Here is a 20,732-nt window from a genome sequence, read left to right on the forward strand (position 1 = left end):
CGGGGGCAGGGGCTCTCACGATATAAGACATGGTTTCTCGGCCGTTGATGGACCGAGCACGCGCAAACATCTTTGTCGAACAAGGCTGTAGCGCCGCCACCTGCCAAAATGATTCAGCCTTTGATGGTTTGCCCTGGCCTGGGCCGGCCCTGCGTTGTCGCCGTGGGCTTCGTCATTTGGAAAGCCAAGCAATGGTTTCCCGCGCGCGCTGCACCCGCCATTCCTCACCCCACGATGGAGAAATGACATGACCCGAGGTCTTCCCCGCACGCTTGCCCGTGCCGCCGCCCGCGAGGCCGGCCTTGCCCCGCCCAAGCTCGGCCTGAAGGCCGTGACCACCGGGCAGGGCGGCTCTTACCGCACCGTGTTCACCTTCGCCGGCATGCAGGTGCCGGTCACGGACGCGCTGGCCTATGCCGGCCAAAAGATCTTCGACTTTTCCGACGGCAAGGTGCGCATCAAGGGCGGCACGGCCAGGCTGCAGTTCGCCGTGCTGACCGCCCGCGCCTCGACCATCAACGACAATGCGGCACTGACCTGGTCGCTGGGTTCGGCGGTCGCGTCCAGCGCCACGCTGGCCGGTACCATGGTCAATGTGCTGGCCTCGACGGCGCGCACGCTGGATGGAGCCGGCGCGGCCCTGTCGACCGCCTCGACCGCCGATGTCGCCGCCGCCGCGACGCTGGATGGCACGGCGACGCCGGTCGATCTCTACCTCAACCTGGCGTTCGCCACCGGCACGGATATCGACGCTGACGGGACGATTGCCGTGACGGGCACGGTGACGCTGCTGTGGGAGAATTGGGGCGATAACATTTAGCGATCTTCCGCCTCGTGGGAAGATTGGCAGCTTTGCCGCAGGCTCATTTCTAACCGCAAAGGAAAACATCATATGACAGATCTGGCAGACGCCGGGTCCGTGGCGGCGCGCGCGCAGCCGGCGGGCAACCCAGTACGGCCACCGGCAGGCGCGGAAAGCGGGTCCGCCGCGGCGACCGGCAAAAGTTGGTTTGACGGTCTTTCCGAAGGCAACCGCAAGCTTGCTGAAGCCAAGGGCTGGACCAAGGCCGAAAACCTCGATCGGGTTTTCACGTCCTATGCGGAGCTGGAGCGGCAGCAGGGTGAAAGCTTGCGCGTTCCGGGCCCGGACGCATCTCGGGACGACTGGGACAAGTTTCACGCCCGGCTGCCCGAGACCATGCGTCCGGTCACCTCGTCCGAGAAGGTCGAGTACCGCCGGCCGGAAGGCCTGCCGGAGAACTTTGCCTATTCGGACGAGCTCGCCAATGCGTCCAAGGCCTGGGCGGTCGAAGCGGGTGCAAGTCCGAAGATCGCGCAGGCCTACCACGACAGGTTCGTCGGCTACATGGCCGAGCAGGCGCAAGCGCAGCACATCGCGCTCGCCCGTTCGGTCGAAGCCACGCATGACGACCTCGTCAAGGACTGGGGGCCGACCGACAGCGACGGCTTTCGCCAGAAGCTTGAGGTCGCCAACCGGGCGATGAAGAAGCTTGGCCTGGTCGACGCCTATAAGGAGAAGGGTATCCTTCTGCCTGACGGGGCGCTGACCGATCCGCGGATCGCCAAGGCGTTTCAAGCCATTGGCGAAGCGATGTTCCAGGAAGACACGATTGACGGCGGGGCGCGTTCGAGCGGAGGCAATCCGTTCAAGCGCAATGCCTCCGGCGAACGCAACCTGACGGCCATCTCGGCCCTCGTCAAAAGCGACCCCGCACGTGCCCGGCGGCTGGCCCGCGAGGCCGGAGAAAACCCCGACCGCTGGATGCCGAACAACCCCCTCTAAGCTGTGCCGATATTCAGGTGATCCGGGCCTGACCTGAATCTCAACACACCTTCACCACCTAACCAACCCCTGAAGGAAGATAAAATGACAGATGCCTACACCCGTATCGCGGACGCGATCGTTCCGTCCGTCTATGCGCAATACGCTTTCGAGGAACACGTCCAGTCGCTCGAGATCTACCAGGCCGGAATCCTGTTTTCCGACCCGGCCATCTCCTCGAAACTGTCGATGGGCGGCCGCTCGGTCGACATGCCCGGCTGGAAGGATCTCGGCAACGATCCGTCCGAGCCGGTCAACGACGATCCCGCCGATTCCATCGAGATGAAGAAGATCGGCTCGCGCCGCGAGGTCGCCGCCCGCAACGTCCGCGCCCAAGCGTGGGGCGTTCCGGACCTGACCTCGATCCTGGCGGGTGATGATCCGCAGAAGCTGATCGTCAAACGGCAGACCGAGTACTGGCAACGCGCCAACAAGCTGACCCTGCTCGGCATCCTGAAGGGCGTCGTCGCCGACAACATCGCCAACGATGGCGGCGACCTGGTGCGCACCACCGGCGCCTCCATCGTCGACACCGACATCATCGAGGCCGCCTACCTGATGGGCGACCGCGCGGACAAGTTCAAGACGATCTGGATGCACTCCAAGCAGATGAAGGCGCTGAAGCTCGCCGACCTCATTGACTATGTGCCGTCCTCCGAGCAGGGCGGGCCGCTCATCCCCTACTACATGGGATTGCGCTGCGTGGTCGACGACGACATTCCGGTGGCGGCGGGCGTCTACACCGCCTTCATGTTCAAGGACAAGGCAATCCTGTGGAACGAACTGCCTGTGAACACCGAGGGCGGGCCGCTGGAGTTCGACCGCAAGCCGCGACAGGGCCATGGCGGCGGCGTCACCGAAATGGTCGGCCGCCGGCATTTCGTCCCGCATGTACCCGGCACCCGCTTCCTCGACGCCTCCTCGGCCGGCGAATTCGCCACCGATGCGGAACTGGCGCTGGCGGCGAACTGGGACCGCACCGCGTCGAGCGTCAAGACCATGACGTTCATCGCGCTGAAGACGACCGAGGGTTGACAGCGCTGAGGCCGGGGGCGGGGGCGTCAGCGCTCCCGCCTCGATGTCCGGCGTCTGTTCCCGCAGAGGGGTGAGTCGTTAAGTGCCCGCTCGGCAGTTTCAAGGCCTCTTGAGGCAGCTTACGCGCCGCCTGTCGTCCGGTTGTATTCAAGAAGCGTTGCCATCTCGGAGGCGACACATAGACGGCGCACCAAAGAGATGACTCGAGGGGCAGATTTGGAAATCTTAACCGCTGACATCATATATGGCTGATGACATGGATTGCAAAAGGCCAATCAATAATGCATTTTCCCGGCAAAAGTGGGGGACGATTGCGTGGCATTCGATGAGTAACTGGGATGCTATGTCCATACAAATGGTATGGTTCGCCAGCGACGCTCGTCGAGCAAACGCGGCCAAGCTCTACTCCACTTTCGTAGGAACTGATCCGGATTCGTTTCAATCGAGTAAGGTGCCGACTCCGCCAATCCCAAATTTGTCAGCGGCATCCGGCAATGTGGGCGACCGAACATATAGCGTTACGGTCCAACCTAGCCGTGTTGATCTCGTTGTGCAGCGCGCGAACGACGTCGGTTCTGACCTCCCCGACCTTTTGAGTAATCCAGATCAGATTATTCTGGAACTTGCGAGTAAGGCTGCGCTAATAGGAGCGGAACTGAGTTCAGTGAGTAGGCTTGCACTTGTCACTACACTATATCGTCCTACGGACAGCCATGCCGCCGCCAATGAGATCGTCGCTGGAATGGTTGGCTTGGAGTTGCCCCGATCTGATGTCACTGACTTAGCCTTTCAGGTTAATGCCCGTGTACCGCTGGACAGTACGTCAGGTGTAGTAGTTAATAGATTCCTCAAATTTGGTGTTGCGGCATTTCACTCAGTGACTTTTGATTTCGCAAATCAAGCCATTGCAAATCGAAATGTAGAAACTTTCGGTGCAAATTTGGTGGTTGACGTTAATATAGTTCCGCATTTTCAGCCTCTGACGCCAGAATTGCAGTCCCAGATATGGACAAAGCTCGCTGACGAGACGGCGGTCGTTAGGTCAACCGGTACATTGGGCAGTCTTTGGCATGCGTAATTCTTCAAATTTCCGCGGCATTTCGTATTTGGCTTTGGTCGAGGATGACCTAGGTAAGTCGACACCAGACAGCGACCAGGTTGAGTCCTCCTCCAAAAGTGGGAACAGCACGCCAATTTTGAACTGGCATTCATCACTAGCTCCAACTGTGAATCTTCGCTGCTTTGTGACTGATCCGAGTTCGCAACCGCCCGATGATGACGCAATGAAATTTCTATCGCTCTATTCCGCGATTGATGAAATGCATTCGTTTCCTTTAGGATTTCCCGAAAGAATTGACGAAGAAACTGCAATTGACGCCGAGCGTGTGCTTTCTTTTATTGATGTTTCGGGCATCGATGCCCCGACCATCTTTTCTCACGGCGGCGATGCTGTTGTTTTCAGTTGGGACCTGGCTAAGATCAATAGATACCTAACCATAAGCGGGGGAGACGCTGCCTTTTTGGACGTCAACAAACAGAACAAGATGCAGTGTCCTTACCAAATCGTCCCCCTAGATGGCCCCGAAATCTCAACTTGGTTGAGGCGCTTGGGCGCGCCCTCCAAAGCTGCCTCGAATGTTGAGTGATGACGAAATAATTTACCGCTCGGCTCTGTACCCACGGATGGTAAAGTCCGGGGTTGTAGCCCCTGAAAAAGCCGTTTCAGACTTCTTTCGTGAAGCGGATGCAAACGGCAACACGATTTATACGATTTCTGTCGGGCGCGGGACCCTGTTCCGTTCGCTTGATCACGTCCACGACTACGGGTGTCGAGTGGCCGCAAACACAAACGAAGAACGAGCGAAAGAAAAAGGTTCGCCACTGGAACGACCGGGACAAACGGTCCACTACTTGGGTTCTTTCAAGCTGGCAGTATCAGATGTACTCGCCGCTCCTCGAAGGCTAGTTGACCTTAGCGTCGTCCACCATCCCCTACCTGGCTTGGACGAGCACTGCAACATTGTGATGCAGAGGAACGCCATCGAAGCACGCAAATCGGAGGTCAGCGCGGAACGGACGAGCATTTTGGTTCACTTACGGCTTTCGCTCTACGATCCGGAACCCCACATCTGCGCGTGTGATGTCGATCTTATCAGTACTTTTGGAGACGTCCGCCTGACATTAGCGCCTGCGGGTGAGAGTGGTGAAATCCCGCTGACCAGTGATCGCCGCAAGGATTAATTCGGGAACTGATGGTAGCTGCGCTACGAGGAGATGCGCTGGGTCTCCTGCTACATGCGCCGGACGGCGGCACCAGTCAATTTCCTGCCCCGGGCTCTGCCGCAATGGGGCGGAAAATTCGACCTCTATTCCTTCCAATTTTTATCGCAAAACTCTGACTGCAACGCCGTCGCCATCTCGCTCGGTGATCTGGTGAAAGCTGGATAGCGGCGACACCATAGTCCTGCTCCCTCGTTAGTTTTTAATGGGAACAAGAGTCCGCGCTTCGACCGTGCGTCACACGTTCTTATGCGCCATTTTGCCGACAAATCGTTTGAAATCCCCAACTGCCTTGCATCGGTGTTTTGCCATTGAGGCATCAACATCACGATTAGACCCGCTGACGGAGGCTGACATGGCCATCACCCCGACCGATATTGCCAACATGGCGCTCGCCGTGCTCGACGAGGCGCCGATCGACAGTCTCGATCAGGACGTCAAGGCGGCGCGCCTGCTGAACCTGCATTTCGACCTGACGCGCGAAGCGGAGCTGACCAAGTGTGCCTGGGTGTTCGCGATCCTGCGCGCCACGGTCGCCGGAGCAAACACCGGCGGCGGCGATTGCGGCTTGAACGTCGCTTACGAACTGCCGGCCGATTGCCTGCGGCCGCTGCCGCTGACGCATAATGGCGAACCGGACGGCGTGCCGATCTCCTGGCGCCAGGAGGCGGGGCTGATCTATTCGGACCAACCTGGTCCGCTCGCCATCCGCTATATCGCCAACCTCACCGACCCCAACGACTGGGACGCGCTGTTCACCGAGGTGCTGGTGGCCGCGCTTGCCATCAAGGTCGCGCATCCGCTGACCCACAAGTCGGGCATGATCGACATTGCGCGCTCGGCCTATGACCGGGCGCTGGACGCGGCCTTCAACGGCAATGCCGTCCAGCGCGGCGGTCGCCTCTACAGCGCCTCGTGGTCCAGCCAACGCGGCGACAGCAGGGGAGCGCGCTGATGGCCGCGCTCTATCCGGTTCAGGATGTCTTCACCCGTGGCGAAATCAGCCCGCGTTTGCATGCCCGCGCGTCGCTCGACTTCTATCGGGCGGCGCTCGCCAGATGCGAGAACTTCGTCACGCTGCCGCATGGCGGCATCCGCAAGCGCGGCGGCACCTATTTCGCCGGCGAGGTCAAGACATCGGCCAGGAAGACGCGGCTGATCCCGTTCATCTTCTCGGCCGAGCAGGCCTATGCGCTCGAATTCGGCGAGCAGTATATCCGCGCCTACGCCTATGGCGCGCGCGTCGGTACGGTGGAGGTGGCTTCGCCTTATCTGGAGGCGGATCTGTTCGAGCTCGCCTATGTCCAGTCGGCAGACCAGATGTGGATCACGCACAAGGACTATCCGCCGAAGGTCCTGACGCGCACCGCGCACACCGCCTGGGCTTTGACGGATTTCACGTTTCTCGACGGCCCTTATGACGAGATCAACACCACACCGACGACGCTGACCCCGGCGAACACCGGGCATGCCACGCCGAAAATGACCGCAAGCACCGCGCCGAGCGGCAGGGTGAGCGATGACGGCACGGGCACCAATACGTGGAGGGTGTTCGACCGCGACATCACGCAGGAGATCAAATTCGCGACCGGCAGCAGCGGGTTCGTCCAGTATCAATTTCCTGCCGGCCAGGGCAGGGCCGTCAATGCCTACTGGCTTGCCGCGTCGGACAATGTCTCGTCGAATTCCGATATGCCGACGCAGTGGACGCTGTCGGGATCGAATGACGGGACCAATTATGTGTCCCTGGACGGGCGATCCGGCGAGATCGGTTGGTCCGGTTCCGAAGTGCGTTTCTACGACTTCCAGAACAAGACCGCTTATGAATATTACAAGTTCGCCTTTTCGGGCGGCGGCGGTGGCGATGCGGTGAATTGCAGTGTTGCCGAGATCGCCATGGCCGAGAGCGGCGACACGATGGCGCCCTTCGACCTGACGGCATCTTCCGTCGTCGGCATCAATGACGACGCCGGTTTCCAGCCGGCCGATGTCGGCCGCTCGGTGCGCCTGCTTGGTGCCGACACCATGTGGCGCTGGGCCAGGATCACCAGCGTCACCAGCACCATGGCGGTCAAGATCAGGCTCTTTGGCCATGCGCTGCCTGACATCTCGCCGATCACCCGCTGGCGGCTCGGCACTTTCGTGCCCGGCAAATATGTCGAGGCGGGCTCGCTCTATGAGGAGCGCCTGGCCTTCAGCCGTAAATTCTCGGTCTATGCCTCGGCCACCGGCGACTTCGACAACTTTACGCTCGGCGAAAAGGATGACGATGCGCTGGAGTTCGTCCAGGCCGGCGGCGGCCAGGCCAACGACATCGTCTGGATCGCCGATTCCGACGGCGCGCTGCTGATCGGGACGTCCGGTGGCGTGCGTGCCTTGTCGGGCTCGGGCATCGATGAGGCGCTAACGCCGTCCTCGTTCAAGAACCGGCGCTCGCGCACCTTCGGTTGCGCCCGCATCCGTCCGGTCGATGCCGGCCAGTCGTTCCTCTATGTCACGCGCTCGCGCAAATCGATCGCCGAGCTGACGCAGACCGCGCAGAGCCGCTTTTCCTCGGACGATGTCGGCCAGATTTCCGAGCACATCCCCAAACAGGGCGTGGTGGAGCTTGCCTTCCAGACCGACCCCGACCCGTTGCTGTGGTTTCCGCTCGATAATGGCGAGCTTGGCGGTTACACGCACCAGCCATCCCAGGATGTCAGGGGCATGCACCGGCATCGCCTGGGTGGCGGCTTCAGTGGCGTTGGCTGGGCGGTTGTCGAAAGTGCCGCCGTAACGCCCGGGCAGGACGGCAATGACGATTTGTGGCTGGTGGTCAAGCGTACCATTGGCGGCATGACCAAACGCTATATCGAGATCAAGACCGCGCCGTTCGAATATGGCGCCGTCGCCGACGCCTTCGAGGTCGATTGCGGCCTCACTTACACGGGCCTCGCGGTGACCACGGTGGGCGGTGCGATGCATCTCGCCGGCCAGTCCGTCGATGTGCTGGCCGACGGCAAGGTCTATCGCGGCCTCGTCGTCACCGGCGGCGGCACGGTAACGCTGCCTGGCGGCTCGGCCGCCGCCCAATGGCAGCTCGGGCTGTCCTACGCGGCGGGCGCCGACACGCTGGAGCTCGATGTCGGCGGCCGCGACGGCTCCATCGTCGGCCGCCGCAAGAAAGTGGCGAAGGCGATCCTGTCGCTGCTCGAGACCGACACCACGGGGCTGGAAGTGCAGTCCCTGATGCGCGGCCGCTGGGAGCCGGTGCGCCTGCCTTCGATCGTCGCGCCCGACGGGCGGGCAACGCTGTTCACCGGCAATGTCGAAGTGCCGATCGACGACAGCTGGGAAGGGCAGGGGCGAGTGCGCATCCGCCATGTCAACCCGACGCCCTGCACGATCAGGGCGTTCACGCCCGTGTTCGACGCCGAGCCGTAGGCAAAGCCAACGCCGGATGTGCCGATCTCCCCCTCGTGGGACATGGCAGCTTCGCCGGCCGCTCATCACCCCACAAGGATCCTTCCCAATGACATCCCTCCATGCCGAGCAACTCGGCAGGGCGCGGACGGCTGCCGAATACGCGGTCGTCATCGCCTTGCTCGACACCGACCTCAACAATGCGTTCACCCGCAAGGCCGAACTGGCCGAGGCCGAGGACCGCGCGGTCTTCGGCGACGGCGATCTTGCCGTGGCGCGGGCCGCGCACGATGATTGCAACGACCGGATCGCGCTTCTGGAAAAAGCCATCGATGCCGCCGGCAAGCGATGCGCGGAAGCCGCGCGCAGCGAAGCCCGTGCCGACATCGCCGCGCTTGGCGAGGAGACCAAGGCGAGAGCAGCCGTGCTTGGCGAGCGCTGGCGCGGCGTTCGTCTGCTGGTCGAGCGGTTGCGCCAGGAATTGTTCGAGGCCGATACGCTCGCCCGCGCCATCGCCACCGCCAACGGCCTGTTCGACGCCGCCGGCGTCACCGAGATGAAGGTGAACCTCACCACCACCCGCCGCGCCGCCATGGCCGGCCCGCGGGCCGCGGCGCCCGCCCGGCTCAGCCGGCCGGCGCTGCAGGTCGACAGGCTGCTCATCTCCTTCCTCAGTCCCGGCGGCACGCTCGATCCGCGCCCGCCGCTCGGGGCGCCGATCAAGCGCTCCGAAGGCAATCGCCCCGGCGTCAGGAGCCCCAAAGGCAAATTCACTCCCGCAAGCAAACCCCTTGGCGAACGAGGCTGAACCATGTGCACACTTGCCCTTCTCGGCACGGCTCTTTCGGTCGGCGGCACGCTGGCGGAAGGCCAGCAGCGCAAACAGATGGCCGACTACCAGGCCAGGACCTATGAGCAGCAGGCCCTGGCCGAGGCGCAGAATAGCGCCCTGGAACTGAGCCGGGAACGTCACAAGCAGGATCTCCTGCAGGCCCAGGCTCGCGCCAAGGCCGGCGCTTCCGGCGTCGGCATTGCCGGCTCGCCGGCCGAGGTGCTGGCGGCGAATGCCCGGCAGGGCCAGGCCGACCTCGACGCGATGCTGTACGGCTCGCGGCTGCGCCAGAACAACCTCGACGATCAGGCTGCGTTGTCGCGCTTTTCCGGCAAGCAGGCGGTGGGGGCGTCGATCTTCAGCGCTGGCAGCGCGCTCGTTGGCGGACTCTCCAAAATCCCGGATCCAACCAAGGCGCCGGCCTTGAGCGCGGTGGCCGGCACGGTGCCGAAGCGGTCGGTGGTGTTCCGCGGTTCGCTGCTTGGCGCGCAGTAGGAAAGGGATGATCGATGGCCCATGTCATTCCTCTCTCCGTCGGCCAGCGCCGGAGTGATTCCGGCAATGTGGTTTCTGCTTCCGGCGGATCTTCCGTTGGGGGCCCAGTGCAGGCCGACGCGTTTTCGGCCATCGCCGAGCGCTACCAGCAGATCAAGGACCAGCAGGAGGCGTTCGACGGCGAACTGGCGCGCCGCCGCTTCGCCGCCCGGATTACACAGGCCGAAGACGAGGCGACGGCCAACGCGCCGCCCGACGGTGCCGGCCTGCACGAAGCCATGTATGGCGCCGTCGACCCGCGCGATGGCCGGGCGGTCAAATCGGGTCTGTTCGACACGCTGTTCGACGCTGCCTTGCCTGGTATGCCCGAGAGCCAGCGCGCCAACTTCGCCGGGCAGAAGGAGGCGATGCGTGCGGTTGGCGCGCGGCGCATGGCCCAGCGGCAGCTTCAGCGGCGCGACGACTATGAGCTGGCCGAGTGGACCAAGGTCGACACCATGTCGACCGCCGCAATCGCAAATGGCGACCCGAACGACACCGCGAACTTCGAGGCGATTCGCCAGAGCGGCTTCGACCTGATCGCCAAGATCGGCAACCCGCTTATCAGGCAGACGGCTGAAGCCGCCTGGCGCACCAACACAGCCAAGGCGCTGGTCCAGGCGATGATCGCCCAGGATCCCAAGCGCGCCGCCGAGATGTTGGGTCAGGCGCAAGCTGGAAGCCGGACCAAGGACGATGCCGTGGGGGCGGTAGGTGTTCAGCAGGCAAGTGCCACAAGTTCTGCTCCGTCAAAAGGCGACAGCGCCGGCAAGCCTACGCCAGTCGAGCGAGTGGCGCAGGTTTTCCGAGACGACATTCCGTCTGAAGACCGGCCGGTTTTGGCCCAGCAAGCCCAGGCTGCCGACGCCGCCAAGCAAGTCGAAATGCGCACCAGCATCGCCTGGCCGAACAGAACGCAGCGGCTGCCATCAGGGACACCGGAACCTATTCCGGTCTAACCCCGACCCCCGAGCAGTTCGTCGCTCTCTATGGCGCTACCGAAGGCGTCAGGCATTTCCAGGCCTTCAATCAAGCGCTCGATATCAGTCGCCAATTCTACAGCATGCGCGGCATGTCGAACGATGCCATCCGAGCCAAGGTCGGAGATTCTGCCCCCAAGGGGAACAGCACGAACCCCGAGGAATACAAGGCACGTCATGATGCCATTGTGACCGCAGCCGACCTGACACTCAGAGCCAGGCAAGGAGATCCGGGCGGCTATGTCCGCAAGACATTTGCGAACCTGGACGCAGCCTGGAACAACCTGTCGAAGCCGGAAGACTACCGGGCGGCGATCATAGGCTCGATCGCCGCCCAGCAGCAATTGGGTTTCGAGGTCGTACAACCGCTGCCCAATTCCGTGGCGGGCAGCGTCGTCGTCGGACTAAAAAACGGAACCAAACCGCAAGATCATACCCTAGAGAACATCTTTGCTGCGCTGCCTACCGAAGCTGCCCAACAGGCAATGCTGGACCACCTGGTTCAAACAAGTGCAGCTCAGACGGAGAGAAGCCTAGCTGAGCGAACACGGCGCGATTGGATAGTCGACCCCAAAATGCTGCTTGATTTGGGTAAAGCAGCCGAGTTGGGTTTGCGGGATTCGAATACAGAAGTAACGAATTACATTCCTACGCCTCAAGATAAGCTTGGCTATCTTATCGCCGGTGATAGTAAGCCAAACAGCGTCTGGCGTAGTCTAGCGCGGGTGCTGGTTGGCTCCGAGGGAGCCGGCGAGCAAGGCATCTCGTTGCTGGGCATCACGCCCATGGTCGCGGCCGATAAGGCTGTTGCGTCCGCGATGTCCGGCAACGTCGGCGACACGGTTCTCAATACCTTAGGGGCTATCCCCGCTGAGCAACTGGCGTCCGTCGGCCTGCGACAAGCCGGCAAGATTGCAGGGCCTCTTGTTAAGGAACTCTCTCAGGTATTAAAGCGGCCTGACGACCTAGCTGAGGGGGCTGAGGCGCTTCTGCGCGGAAGCAGCGGCAAGCTCGCCGACTCGACTGAGGAAGTCCTTTCCGAAGGAGCAGACCTTTACAAAGGTGTAGACGATTTACCTGCGCCCAGGTCCGAATTGTTCACAGAAGAAGCAGGTGACGGCGCTAGTCGAGGGCCGACCGGCCAATTCTATAGTGTGGTGTTCGAAACAAGGCTGGATTCTTCATTGTATCCAAACGTTTCGCGTTCCGCCACTTCCAGGCAGCCAACGAAGTCCTGTTGGTTCTGATGGAAAGAGAGCCGGATTTCGCGAAAATTATGGAAGACGCAGGCATTATCCTTCAGCGGACAAAGAGGGGACTCGTTCCCCGAAGAGCGCCGCCCGGGTACACGTGGCATCACGCCAAAGAACCCGGCGTGATGCAACTAGTCCCTAGATCGCAGCATGATCCCGGGACTATCTTCCAGAAAGCATTGCACCCGAATCGCAAAGGAGGATTTTCCTTATGGGGAAAATGACCAAATTGATCGACATCGTTGGCCGGCTGTCTGAATATGACAACGGCGATGAAGATGAGGACATGGCTTACACGATTTATGCGTCGGAGCCTTGGACCGAGGATTCAGATGCGATGGTTGCGATTGCCCCGGAAGATGCGTTGGTGCCAGCGAAAGCAGCCAAGGCAGGCCTGACATACTTCATCGAAATATTCATCGCGATCGAATTTACCGAGGCTTGGGTTGCGTCGCTGGAAGAGAAGCCCAGCCTGTCGGCCATCTGCCAACGGCTCATCGAATACGCCACCAATGATGCGTGAGGGGAAAAATGGCGACGAACCCACGTTATGACGAAAAACCGCTGCTGAGGCTTCTTGAACTATACGTGCTCAAGGCGATCGGAGAACTCTCTCAGGAATCGGAAGATGGCCTGAGAGCGATGGGTCCTAAACTGCAAGCCGTCTATGGCGGCGATGGACGTTGGGACGACGCAGTCGCCAAGGCTCTTCACATGCCTGACACGATGCCTGAGGCAATCCGGGATATGTGGACAAGGAACCTGAAAATCGCCCACGACAACAACGTAACGCTCACGCCCCAGCAATTTGCCGAGATGTTCGTGGACAACAACTTCACGAATTAAGCAGACCTTCCTTTCAGCCGGTCTGACAAGAAATTGCAGTGATAGTGCACTTTAGGGATATCGCCCATGTGAATGGAGTGAATCTCCGGAGTGCACTGTTACCGTAACTGCAGACCAGACGGGCTGCGATGTTGCAATCGGCTCGGCTGGTCTCTTACTGTTTCATGATGGCGCGTACTTTGACGATCATCGAAGCGTTGGACTTCAACTGAGAGGCATGGGCTTTGCGCATGTGTCGATCGGCGATCTCCTTGTATGGAAGGACTGATCGTATCACCCGCTCGTATGCCGCATCTTGGCTGGCGCACAATTGCTGGGCTTTTCTTGCCAGCAATTGCGGATTGCCGGGCTGAGCCGATAGTTTCGCCGACCACAGCAGATTGCATTGGATCAACGCGCTCTGTCGGGCGCTGATCCTGGGATCGACAGACGCTGCCGCATCGGCAGTAAGAAGCGTAAGCCCCACCAGTATTGCTAGTAAAAATCGCTTCATTGCGCCCCAAATGCGGCTAGACCGACCGTATCCCTATCATCTTTTTAGTCCGGTCCGCCCGGAAGTCCAATGGAGCAAGCCTCATGGCCCGACCCGCAACCGCCGCCGTTCGTCTCCTGACAGGCGAGCGCGAACCCGTGCGCCTGGCAACCACGGCGAACCTGGAGACGGTACTCGTCGACGGCGTGGCGTGGCTAGAAGGCCTCAAGTCCATCGACGGCACCCAGACCGCGGTTGGCGACCGAGTGTTGGTCAAGGACCAGAACGACGCCAGGCTGAACGGCATCTACACGGCCTCGCAAGGTTTCTGGTATCGCGCAGCCGACGCCCGCACCAGCCGCACCATGCAGAAGGGCACGACGGTGCATGTGCAGGAAGGCGCGGTGTCGGCCGGTTTCGTCTATGCGTTCCAGACGCTGGCGCCGGCCGTCGGGCGCGACGACATCGCGCTTGCCTTCTTCAGCTCCGACGATCTTGTCGGCGACGCGATGGCGGCGATGAGGGACGAACTGGCCGGCGTCATCGCCGAGGCGGAGCGCGCCCGCGACCTCGCCCAGCAATATGCCGCCGACGCTGCCATGGTGTCGGGCGTCAATGTGCCGATCTACGTGTCCGTGGCGACAGCTGCCGGCGCCACCATTGCCGCCGGCGTCAAAGCCATCCGCACGCAGTTCTACGCCCCGGTCTTCAACACGCCGGCAACCCTCGTCGGGGGCGCCAACTACGCCCGCATGTCGCTGGCGGCAATCACCGCCGGCGGCTACCCGGCGCTGGCATATTTCCGCTCCACCGATCGCTTCATGCCGGATGGGACCGTGGATACGGGGAGTGGAGGGTATTGGGTGCTGAGGGAGAGTGTAGCCAGCGCGACGATGCTCGGTGCCTACGAAGGTCTCGTTGACAACGCGGCTGCGTTAAACGCACTCGGCTCTTATTGCCGGATCACCAGTGCCGCTCTCGTCCTGCCCGCCGTCGCGACATATTACATGGTTGGTTCTTCAATCGACTGGCGTGATGTAGGCGAGATCAATGGCAAGGGCGCGCTGATACGTGGCGCCTTTGATGGCCTTTCAGCGGTCCGTGTCGGTGGGGCCGGGGCCAATATTTTGCGCCGTGCGAAGATTTGGCTGGAGGTCCAGAACACCTCGGATAAATCAATTATCGCGAACACGCGGGGGGTTCATTTCGGCGGTATGGCAGAAAGCAAGCTTTGGCTGCATGTGCGCGGGTTTGACGAAGGTCTCTATTTCGACGGCGTAGCGAATAACACCAATTGGGTGAGCAACGAGTTCAACATTCTTACACTCTACAATAATGGCTCGCATGTTCATTGCGATCTCGCTGGCTCGTCGTATTTTGTCAATTGCCAGTTTCGCGGCGGAACCTGGTACATCGGCACCAATCAGAAAGTGATCGGGCGGGGAACGGTCAAGCTGACCTTGGCAGGGACTGCCGCCATTGAGGAGGTGCTCATCGATGGTCCGCAGATGGGAATTGACGGCGCGTCTGCAGGCGTCGGCCATGCGATCTTCGTACTTGCTACCCTAGGGAGCACAAGCAATCTGACTACGGTATTTTTCAGGAATGCGCGTATCGAAACCTACGGTGCATTCACTAACACGCCTGCTTTGATCAATGTGCCGTCAGCGACTGGCTTCGCCTCATTCAATATCGACCTTTTGTCGGCATCAGGCATTGACGATGCAAACATCGTCTCACCCGATCTAAAACGCATCTTTGTCACACTCCGTGACATTTCCAATAGGCCCACAGGTGGCGCGAACCTCGTGCGGCGGTTTGAGGGAGCAAAGTTCTTTCCCATCCAGGCAGAGGGACGCATAACGGTGCCTGGCGTAGTGCTATATGACAGTGCGACTGGCGGCTATGCTGCACCGTCACCCTTCCTGACGAATGGTGTTACAGCGCGCACGTCGCGTGCCAACGGCGACGGTCAGCTCTTGGTGTCGAGTTCCGGCCAAGCAGTTGGCCATATTTATAAGAAGGCGAACACTACTCAGGCCGCCTTCCTTAGCTTCCTCAATGGCTCGCGCCCCGTCACGGTTGTATGCTTCGACGCCTCTGGCGGAGTGCTTTCTGGCAATACCCCATACTATGCCAAGGGTAGCAACGGTCAGTCGATCGTTCGGACGGGCGCGGCGGTCTATGAGTTCTCAACCAACTGGCTCTGGATACATCCATCGGTCGCCTCTTTTTTCGTCGGGGCTTCTGGCTGGATAGGCGCGGCGATCATCGAAGGTATCGATTTCGAACAAGGTTTCGCTGCGCCAATGCAGCGCCAACGGGACTTTGAAACCGACATTAGCCGGCTTTGCTACAGCGCCAATATGGAGAGCTATTTGCCTCTCGGTGCCACGATCGAGCGGAATGGTTTTCCGGGATATCGAAATACATTCCTCCTGAAAACTGCGCTCAGTACTGCGTCGCTCTCGGGAGCGACCACCATCGACGTTGTGAACGCTTCGGGAATCGCTAGCGGCGACCGGATCGGAATTGAGATTGATACGGTCATCATTGGCGCTGAGCGGCAGTGGCACAATACAACCGTGAACGGCGCGCCAGTTGGCAATACTGTGACGCTAGCGGCTGTATTACCTGCACCCGCCGCCTCAGGCCGGGCTGTAAGACTCAACCGTTGGGTGACACGATGATTTCTTCCGCAGAAGGAGGAGGACTTCGTCGCCGTCGCGCGGCGCCAATGTAGTTTCTCATCCGAAACCCGTTCGTCCTCGAATTGAATTTTTCTATCACGTGCCGGCCCGCGTGCAAGGCGGCATGCCAGACAACGCACAGTTACCGAGGGCTGGTGCGCTTGTCGTAGGGATTGGGATCCTGGGCGAGAGCACGTACCGACTTCCTGCGTCGACCAAAGCCATCACAACGCGAAAGGGAAATACCCATGGACCGCAATTTCGCGCGGGCGCTTGCGCTCGTTCTGAGATCCGAAGGTGGCTGGTCAGACAATCCGGCCGATCCGGGCGGCGCCACGATGAAGGGTGTCACGCTGGCGAACTTCCGCCGCTACGTGAAGGCCGATGCCAGCAAGGCCGATCTGCGCAAGATCGGGGATGACCAGGTGGCAACGGTTTTTCGCCGGTTCTATTGGGATGCCGTGCTGGGGGCCGAGTTGCCAGATGGCGTCGACTGCGCCGTGTTCGATTTCGCGGTGAACAGCGGACCCGGCAGGGCAGCGAAGTATCTGCAAGCGGTGGTGGGAGCTGCCCAGGACGGGCGCATCGGGCCGGCCACGCTCGCCGCGGCCAGGGCAAAACCGGCCGGCGTCGTGATCGACGGGCTCTGCGATGCGCGACTGGCGTTCCTGCAACGCTTGCCGACATGGGCGACATTCGAGCGCGGCTGGTCGGATCGGGTCAAGTTGGTGCGGGCGCAGGCCCTGCTGATGTCGGCGCCGGCGGCTGTACCCGCGCGGCCTGCAAAACCGTCGCCGCAAGCAGCTCCGCCAAACGCCGAAACGCCCGTCGATACCGTGCCGGCGGCCGAGCCGGCGTCGTCAGCGCCCGACAATTCCGGGATGCCGATGGCCGCGAAGACCAGCGGTATCATCGCCGCCTGTGTGCTCCTCATCTTCGCCGCCTGGCATCATATCGCCGATGCCCTTGAAGGGATGTTCTGACCATGGCCACAGTTACCCAGCCGACCAGCCGTCCAACCAACAAGCTGACGGCCGCCACGATCGCCGCCGCGGCCGTCTCCGTTGCGGGCGTCGTCGTACGCAATTTCTGGCCATCCTGGTACGACGCCGAGACATGGGCATCGCTTTTGCCGATAGCGGTCTTTGCCGTTGGCTATCTCATCAAGGATGAGCCAAACCGATGAGCGCGCTAATGTCTTTCCTGCTCACCAATCCGACCATTCTAGGCGTTGGCGCCGCTATCCTGGCGGCATTCGGCTGGGGCGTTCGCCAGCGGCTGGCCGGCGAACGCGCGGAGCGCGCGCGACAGGCTGCCACCGAGACGGAGGCGCGCGCGATTGCAGACCAGGTCCAGAACGATATCGGTGCGCTGCCGTCCGCCGCCGCCCGAAAGGAGCTCAAATCATGGGCAGGGGATTGATGCTCGCCTCGGTCGTGGCCGTGATATCAGGCTGTACCACTGCCAAGAGCGGATTTTGCGCGGTGTCGAGCCCGCTGCGCCTGTCGGTGGCCGCGGTCGATGCGCTGTCGGATGGCGAGGTCAAGGCGTTGCTGGCTCACAACCGCAAGGGCGAAAGACTGTGCGGATGGAAGCCATGACGATGGTCGCGAGGACGGTCAAATGATGCACGATCTCTTCGACCTGCTCGGCATCAAGGGGCCTGTCGTTGCCGCCGGTCTCGCCGGCGGCGTCCTGCGGGCTTTGTCGCGTCACCGCTACAAGCTGCGCGAAATGGTCGCGTCGCCAATCTGCGGCGCGCTTGCCGCCGCCTATTTGACGCTGCCGGTGGTCCAGTATGCCCGCGCCACCGGGCTGCCGCTGGCCAGTGACGACACGACGACGCTGGCGGCTGCCTTCCTCATCGGCGTCTGCGCCATGTGGATCTCGGATATTCTGTTCGAGGTGATCGTGCGGAAGTTCGGGCCAGCCCCGGAGGACTGACGGCCGGCCCTGCTTTGGGACCGGCACCTGACGGCTCGATCGAACCACAAGCCCGCCTTGGCTCACGCCAGGGCGGGCTTTCTTGCGTTTTCGGGCCGCTCATCGTTCACGGATACGAGGCCCGGCTCCTCTTCGGCGCAAGGTCGGAAAACCGTACTCAGGCCAGGATGTTGACGGCGCGGGCCGCGACCAGCGCGATCGTGAGCAGCGAGATCATCGCCTCCGCCATCATCAAAAGCTTGGCGCGCTGGGAAAGCGGCAAGGTGTCGGTTGGTGAAAACGCCGTCGCATTGGTGAAGGCGAGGAAGAAATAATCAACGAAGCCAGGTAGCCAGTCGCGGATCTCGCGATCGTCCAGGGTCATTTGCGGAAACAGGAAATCGGCATGGGCGCGTTTGACCAGTCCGCAGGTCGGCGGCCCGCCGCGATCGGTGCTCCAGAACCACAAGGCGAAGACGATGATGTTGGTGAGCCAGATGTTGAGCGCGTCGACGAGCAATGTCTGACCGCTGCTGCCGGCATGTCCCGCCAGCAACACGCGCACCAGCAGCACCAGCGAACCGCAGTTCATGACGCTGACGACGCCGGTCATTACCAGGGCCGTCCTGCGGATCATGACGCGAAAACGGCCGACGAGATACCAGTGCTCTTCCTCGACCGCTTTCTGGGTGGCGACCTGCGTCCAGGCGGTGGCCACGGATAGGGGCACCAGCAGGGCGGCCTCCAGCGCCGGCGCCAGCCAGCGAGGGCCGAACGAAAGATCGTTGATGACCAGAAGCTGCAGGCAGATGATGACGAGGACAGCCGCGCGCGCCAGCCAGAAGTCGAGCGCGCGGTGATGGATGACGGCATGCTGGTGACGCATCGAATGTCCGGGATGCTGAAGTGGGATCAGGTGTGCGGGCTGTTTTGCCCGGGGAGGGCAATAGAACGCCGAGATTCCCGCTCAAGTCTTGGTATTGCAATGGCACGCAAGTATACTTTTTTGTAAGCTTTGACCTTGGGGCTATTCGGCAAACCGGGCGATGTGATTTAAGCGCGGCATGGCGGGAATTGACGACTCCATGGATCGTTGGGTGCCGGCAGCACTGCCTGCCGTGGGCCTGGACTCGTCATTGGTCTGGTCCGCGCTGCTTCGGCACCCTTGGGGTTTGCTGGCACTTTTGTGCCTGGTGCAGATCCTGTGCTGGACCCTGGTGCCAACACTCATCGATCCCGCACCGCCCGGCGACGTCGTGGAAGGCTTCATGTGGGGCCGCGAATGGGTGCTTTTGACCTACAAGCATCCGCAACTCCCCGGCTGGCTGCTCGAGACCAGTCATCTCCTGACCGGATCGTTCCGCTGGCCGCAATATCTGCTGGCCCAGCTGACGATCTCGGCCACTTTCGTCCTGGTCTACCTGCTGGCTCGCGACACGCTCGGCCGCGACAAAGCGCTGGCCGCCGTGCTTTTGATGCCGTCGGTCTATTTCTTCGGCTGGCCGACGCCGCAATTCAATCACGACTATGCGCAGATGCCGTTCTGGGCGGCGATCTGCTGGCTGCTGTGGCGCGCCAGCCGCGGCGGCGGGCCGGGCTGGTGGCTGGCGCTCGGATTGGTGTCGGGCGTTGGGCTCTACGCCAAGTTTTCCACCGGCTTGCTGCTTGCCTTCGGCGGCCTCTGGCTGCTGTGCGACCCACGTGCGCGCAGCCGGCTGGCGACACCCTGGCCATGGCTTGGCCTGGCTGTGTTTCTCGCCGCCGCCGCGCCGCTTGCCATCGCACTCTACCGCATCGATTTCCTGCCTTTGACCTATTTCGCCGGCCGTGATGCATGGGTGAGCGAGCACCGGGCGCGGCTCTATTATATCGGCGTCCAGATGGCCGGCCTTTCCGGCTTTCTCCTGGTGTTGGCGCTATCAGGGCTGTTGCGGCGCTCACCAGCCCCGCAAATGCCGGTCGAGCGCGACACGCTCGTCTATCTCTGCTGGATGGGGCTTGGGCCGGCGGCGCTGATCATGATGGTCTCGTTTTTCACTGGCACCGGCGAAGCCTGGGGCGCGCCGATGTACAATCTTGTCGGCGTCGTCGCGCTCGCCTTTCTCGGTCACCGGCTCGGTGCCGTCGAGATGAGGAGGTTGGCGATCTGCGCCTTCATCTGCATCGTCGCCATGTCGGGCGCCTATGGGGCGATCCGATGGACGGACTGCAATGTGCGGGGACGCATGGACGCCGTCTGCTGGCCGGCGCGGCCGATCTCGGACGAGGCCGAGGCAATCTGGCACGCGGCGGCGCCGGGCAGGCTCGACATCGTCGGTGGCGACACCAATCTTGCCATGCTGGCTGGCCTCAACGCCTATGACAAGCCGTCTATCTTCACCGATCTCGATATGCGGTTCGCACCCTGGATCACGAGGCAGCGGTTGCGCGATCACGGCATGCTGATGGTCTGGTCGGGTCGTCACGTGCCGTCAAGATTTCTGGCGTGGGTGGACAATATCCCGGTCAAGACCGTTCTTTTCAACTGGTCGCGCGAGGCACCGCCGGTGGCGATCAGCTTTGCCGTCATTCCGCCCGGCACGCGATATGTGCCGGCTGCCGCCAGCAGCCGGACCCGGCATCCGCGCAGCTAGGGTGAGCGG

The 20,732-nt window shown here is 61.6% G+C and carries 24 protein-coding genes; 22 read left to right on the forward strand and 2 right to left on the reverse strand.

The window, feature by feature from the left end:
- Positions 1-247: 247 nt before the first annotated feature.
- The 15 genes from LB555_RS27485 to LB555_RS27555 all read left to right on the forward strand — a co-directional run bounded on the left by LB555_RS27485 (position 248) and on the right by LB555_RS27555 (position 13,005).
- On the forward strand, positions 248-820 hold the full coding sequence (locus LB555_RS27485; RefSeq protein WP_224684210.1) for a hypothetical protein: 573 nt from the start codon (positions 248-250) through the stop codon (positions 818-820).
- A gap of 72 nt (positions 821-892) precedes the next feature.
- The gene (locus LB555_RS27490; RefSeq protein ID WP_224684211.1) at positions 893-1,804 is read left to right on the forward strand and encodes a hypothetical protein; all 912 of its coding nucleotides are present in this window, start codon (positions 893-895) and stop codon (positions 1,802-1,804) included.
- A gap of 84 nt (positions 1,805-1,888) precedes the next feature.
- On the forward strand, positions 1,889-2,878 hold the full coding sequence (locus tag LB555_RS27495) for a Coat protein (protein ID WP_224684212.1): 990 nt from the start codon (positions 1,889-1,891) through the stop codon (positions 2,876-2,878).
- A 244-nt stretch (positions 2,879-3,122) separates the two neighbouring features.
- Positions 3,123-3,956 (forward strand): hypothetical protein, encoded by an 834-nt coding sequence (locus LB555_RS27500; protein WP_224684213.1) that lies wholly within the window; start codon positions 3,123-3,125, stop codon positions 3,954-3,956.
- Entirely contained in the window at positions 3,949-4,524 is a 576-nt protein-coding gene (locus LB555_RS27505) for a hypothetical protein (RefSeq protein WP_224684214.1), read from the forward strand. The genes LB555_RS27500 and LB555_RS27505 overlap by 8 nt, the downstream gene beginning before the upstream one ends.
- Positions 4,514-5,119, forward strand: a complete 606-nt coding sequence (locus LB555_RS27510) for a hypothetical protein (RefSeq protein WP_224684215.1) — start codon at positions 4,514-4,516, stop codon at positions 5,117-5,119. The genes LB555_RS27505 and LB555_RS27510 overlap by 11 nt, the downstream gene beginning before the upstream one ends.
- 394 nt (positions 5,120-5,513) lie before the next feature.
- Positions 5,514-6,113: a hypothetical protein gene (locus LB555_RS27515; RefSeq protein WP_224684216.1), complete on the forward strand. Its 600-nt coding sequence runs from the start codon at positions 5,514-5,516 to the stop codon at positions 6,111-6,113.
- Positions 6,113-8,581: a hypothetical protein gene (locus tag LB555_RS27520; protein ID WP_224684217.1), complete on the forward strand. Its 2,469-nt coding sequence runs from the start codon at positions 6,113-6,115 to the stop codon at positions 8,579-8,581. Before LB555_RS27515 ends, LB555_RS27520 begins: the two co-directional genes overlap by 1 nt.
- A gap of 88 nt (positions 8,582-8,669) precedes the next feature.
- Positions 8,670-9,368, forward strand: a complete 699-nt coding sequence (locus LB555_RS27525; protein ID WP_224684218.1) for a hypothetical protein — start codon at positions 8,670-8,672, stop codon at positions 9,366-9,368.
- A 3-nt stretch (positions 9,369-9,371) separates the two neighbouring features.
- On the forward strand, positions 9,372-9,887 hold the full coding sequence (locus tag LB555_RS27530; RefSeq protein ID WP_224684219.1) for a hypothetical protein: 516 nt from the start codon (positions 9,372-9,374) through the stop codon (positions 9,885-9,887).
- A 14-nt stretch (positions 9,888-9,901) separates the two neighbouring features.
- Positions 9,902-10,885: a hypothetical protein gene (locus LB555_RS27535; protein WP_224684220.1), complete on the forward strand. Its 984-nt coding sequence runs from the start codon at positions 9,902-9,904 to the stop codon at positions 10,883-10,885.
- A gap of 113 nt (positions 10,886-10,998) precedes the next feature.
- Positions 10,999-12,153: a hypothetical protein gene (locus LB555_RS27540; RefSeq protein ID WP_224684221.1), complete on the forward strand. Its 1,155-nt coding sequence runs from the start codon at positions 10,999-11,001 to the stop codon at positions 12,151-12,153.
- Positions 12,153-12,383, forward strand: coding sequence for an HNH endonuclease (locus tag LB555_RS29510; protein ID WP_411970820.1), 231 nt, complete (start codon positions 12,153-12,155; stop codon positions 12,381-12,383). The genes LB555_RS27540 and LB555_RS29510 overlap by 1 nt, the downstream gene beginning before the upstream one ends.
- A complete protein-coding gene (locus LB555_RS27550) occupies positions 12,380-12,682 on the forward strand; it encodes a hypothetical protein (RefSeq protein WP_224684222.1) in 303 nt (100 codons plus the stop codon). Before LB555_RS29510 ends, LB555_RS27550 begins: the two co-directional genes overlap by 4 nt.
- An 8-nt stretch (positions 12,683-12,690) precedes the next feature.
- On the forward strand, positions 12,691-13,005 hold the full coding sequence (locus LB555_RS27555; RefSeq protein ID WP_224684223.1) for a hypothetical protein: 315 nt from the start codon (positions 12,691-12,693) through the stop codon (positions 13,003-13,005).
- Positions 13,006-13,159: 154 nt separating this feature from the next.
- On the opposite strand, the gene LB555_RS27560 is transcribed toward LB555_RS27555, so the two are convergent.
- Positions 13,160-13,498, reverse strand: a complete 339-nt coding sequence (locus LB555_RS27560; RefSeq protein ID WP_224684224.1) for a hypothetical protein — start codon at positions 13,496-13,498, stop codon at positions 13,160-13,162.
- 83 nt (positions 13,499-13,581) lie between these two features.
- Here LB555_RS27560 and LB555_RS27565 point away from each other — a divergent pair, with 83 nt between their 5' ends.
- From LB555_RS27565 to LB555_RS27590, 6 genes are all read left to right on the forward strand, one after another.
- The gene (locus tag LB555_RS27565; RefSeq protein WP_224684225.1) at positions 13,582-16,167 is read left to right on the forward strand and encodes a hypothetical protein; all 2,586 of its coding nucleotides are present in this window, start codon (positions 13,582-13,584) and stop codon (positions 16,165-16,167) included.
- A 248-nt stretch (positions 16,168-16,415) separates the two neighbouring features.
- The gene (locus tag LB555_RS27570) at positions 16,416-17,150 is read left to right on the forward strand and encodes a glycoside hydrolase family 108 protein (RefSeq protein WP_224684226.1); all 735 of its coding nucleotides are present in this window, start codon (positions 16,416-16,418) and stop codon (positions 17,148-17,150) included.
- A 2-nt stretch (positions 17,151-17,152) separates the two neighbouring features.
- Positions 17,153-17,353, forward strand: coding sequence for a hypothetical protein (locus tag LB555_RS27575; RefSeq protein WP_224684227.1), 201 nt, complete (start codon positions 17,153-17,155; stop codon positions 17,351-17,353).
- Entirely contained in the window at positions 17,350-17,589 is a 240-nt protein-coding gene (locus tag LB555_RS27580; protein ID WP_224684228.1) for an ABC transporter permease, read from the forward strand. The genes LB555_RS27575 and LB555_RS27580 overlap by 4 nt, the downstream gene beginning before the upstream one ends.
- Entirely contained in the window at positions 17,574-17,768 is a 195-nt protein-coding gene (locus tag LB555_RS27585) for a hypothetical protein (protein WP_224684229.1), read from the forward strand. Before LB555_RS27580 ends, LB555_RS27585 begins: the two co-directional genes overlap by 16 nt.
- Positions 17,769-17,793: 25 nt before the next feature.
- A complete protein-coding gene (locus tag LB555_RS27590; protein ID WP_140620677.1) occupies positions 17,794-18,111 on the forward strand; it encodes a hypothetical protein in 318 nt (105 codons plus the stop codon).
- Positions 18,112-18,268: 157 nt separating this feature from the next.
- Here the strand turns inward: LB555_RS27590 and LB555_RS27595 are convergent, their stop codons facing one another.
- A complete protein-coding gene (locus LB555_RS27595; protein WP_140876260.1) occupies positions 18,269-18,976 on the reverse strand; it encodes a hypothetical protein in 708 nt (235 codons plus the stop codon).
- Positions 18,977-19,175: 199 nt separating this feature from the next.
- Here LB555_RS27595 and LB555_RS27600 point away from each other — a divergent pair, with 199 nt between their 5' ends.
- The gene (locus LB555_RS27600; RefSeq protein WP_224684230.1) at positions 19,176-20,723 is read left to right on the forward strand and encodes a glycosyltransferase family 39 protein; all 1,548 of its coding nucleotides are present in this window, start codon (positions 19,176-19,178) and stop codon (positions 20,721-20,723) included.
- The last annotated feature ends 9 nt before the right edge of the window (positions 20,724-20,732 follow it).

Source organism: Mesorhizobium sp. BR-1-1-10 (assembly GCF_020165595.1).
GTDB classification, from domain to species: Bacteria; Pseudomonadota; Alphaproteobacteria; order Rhizobiales; family Rhizobiaceae; genus Mesorhizobium; species Mesorhizobium australicum.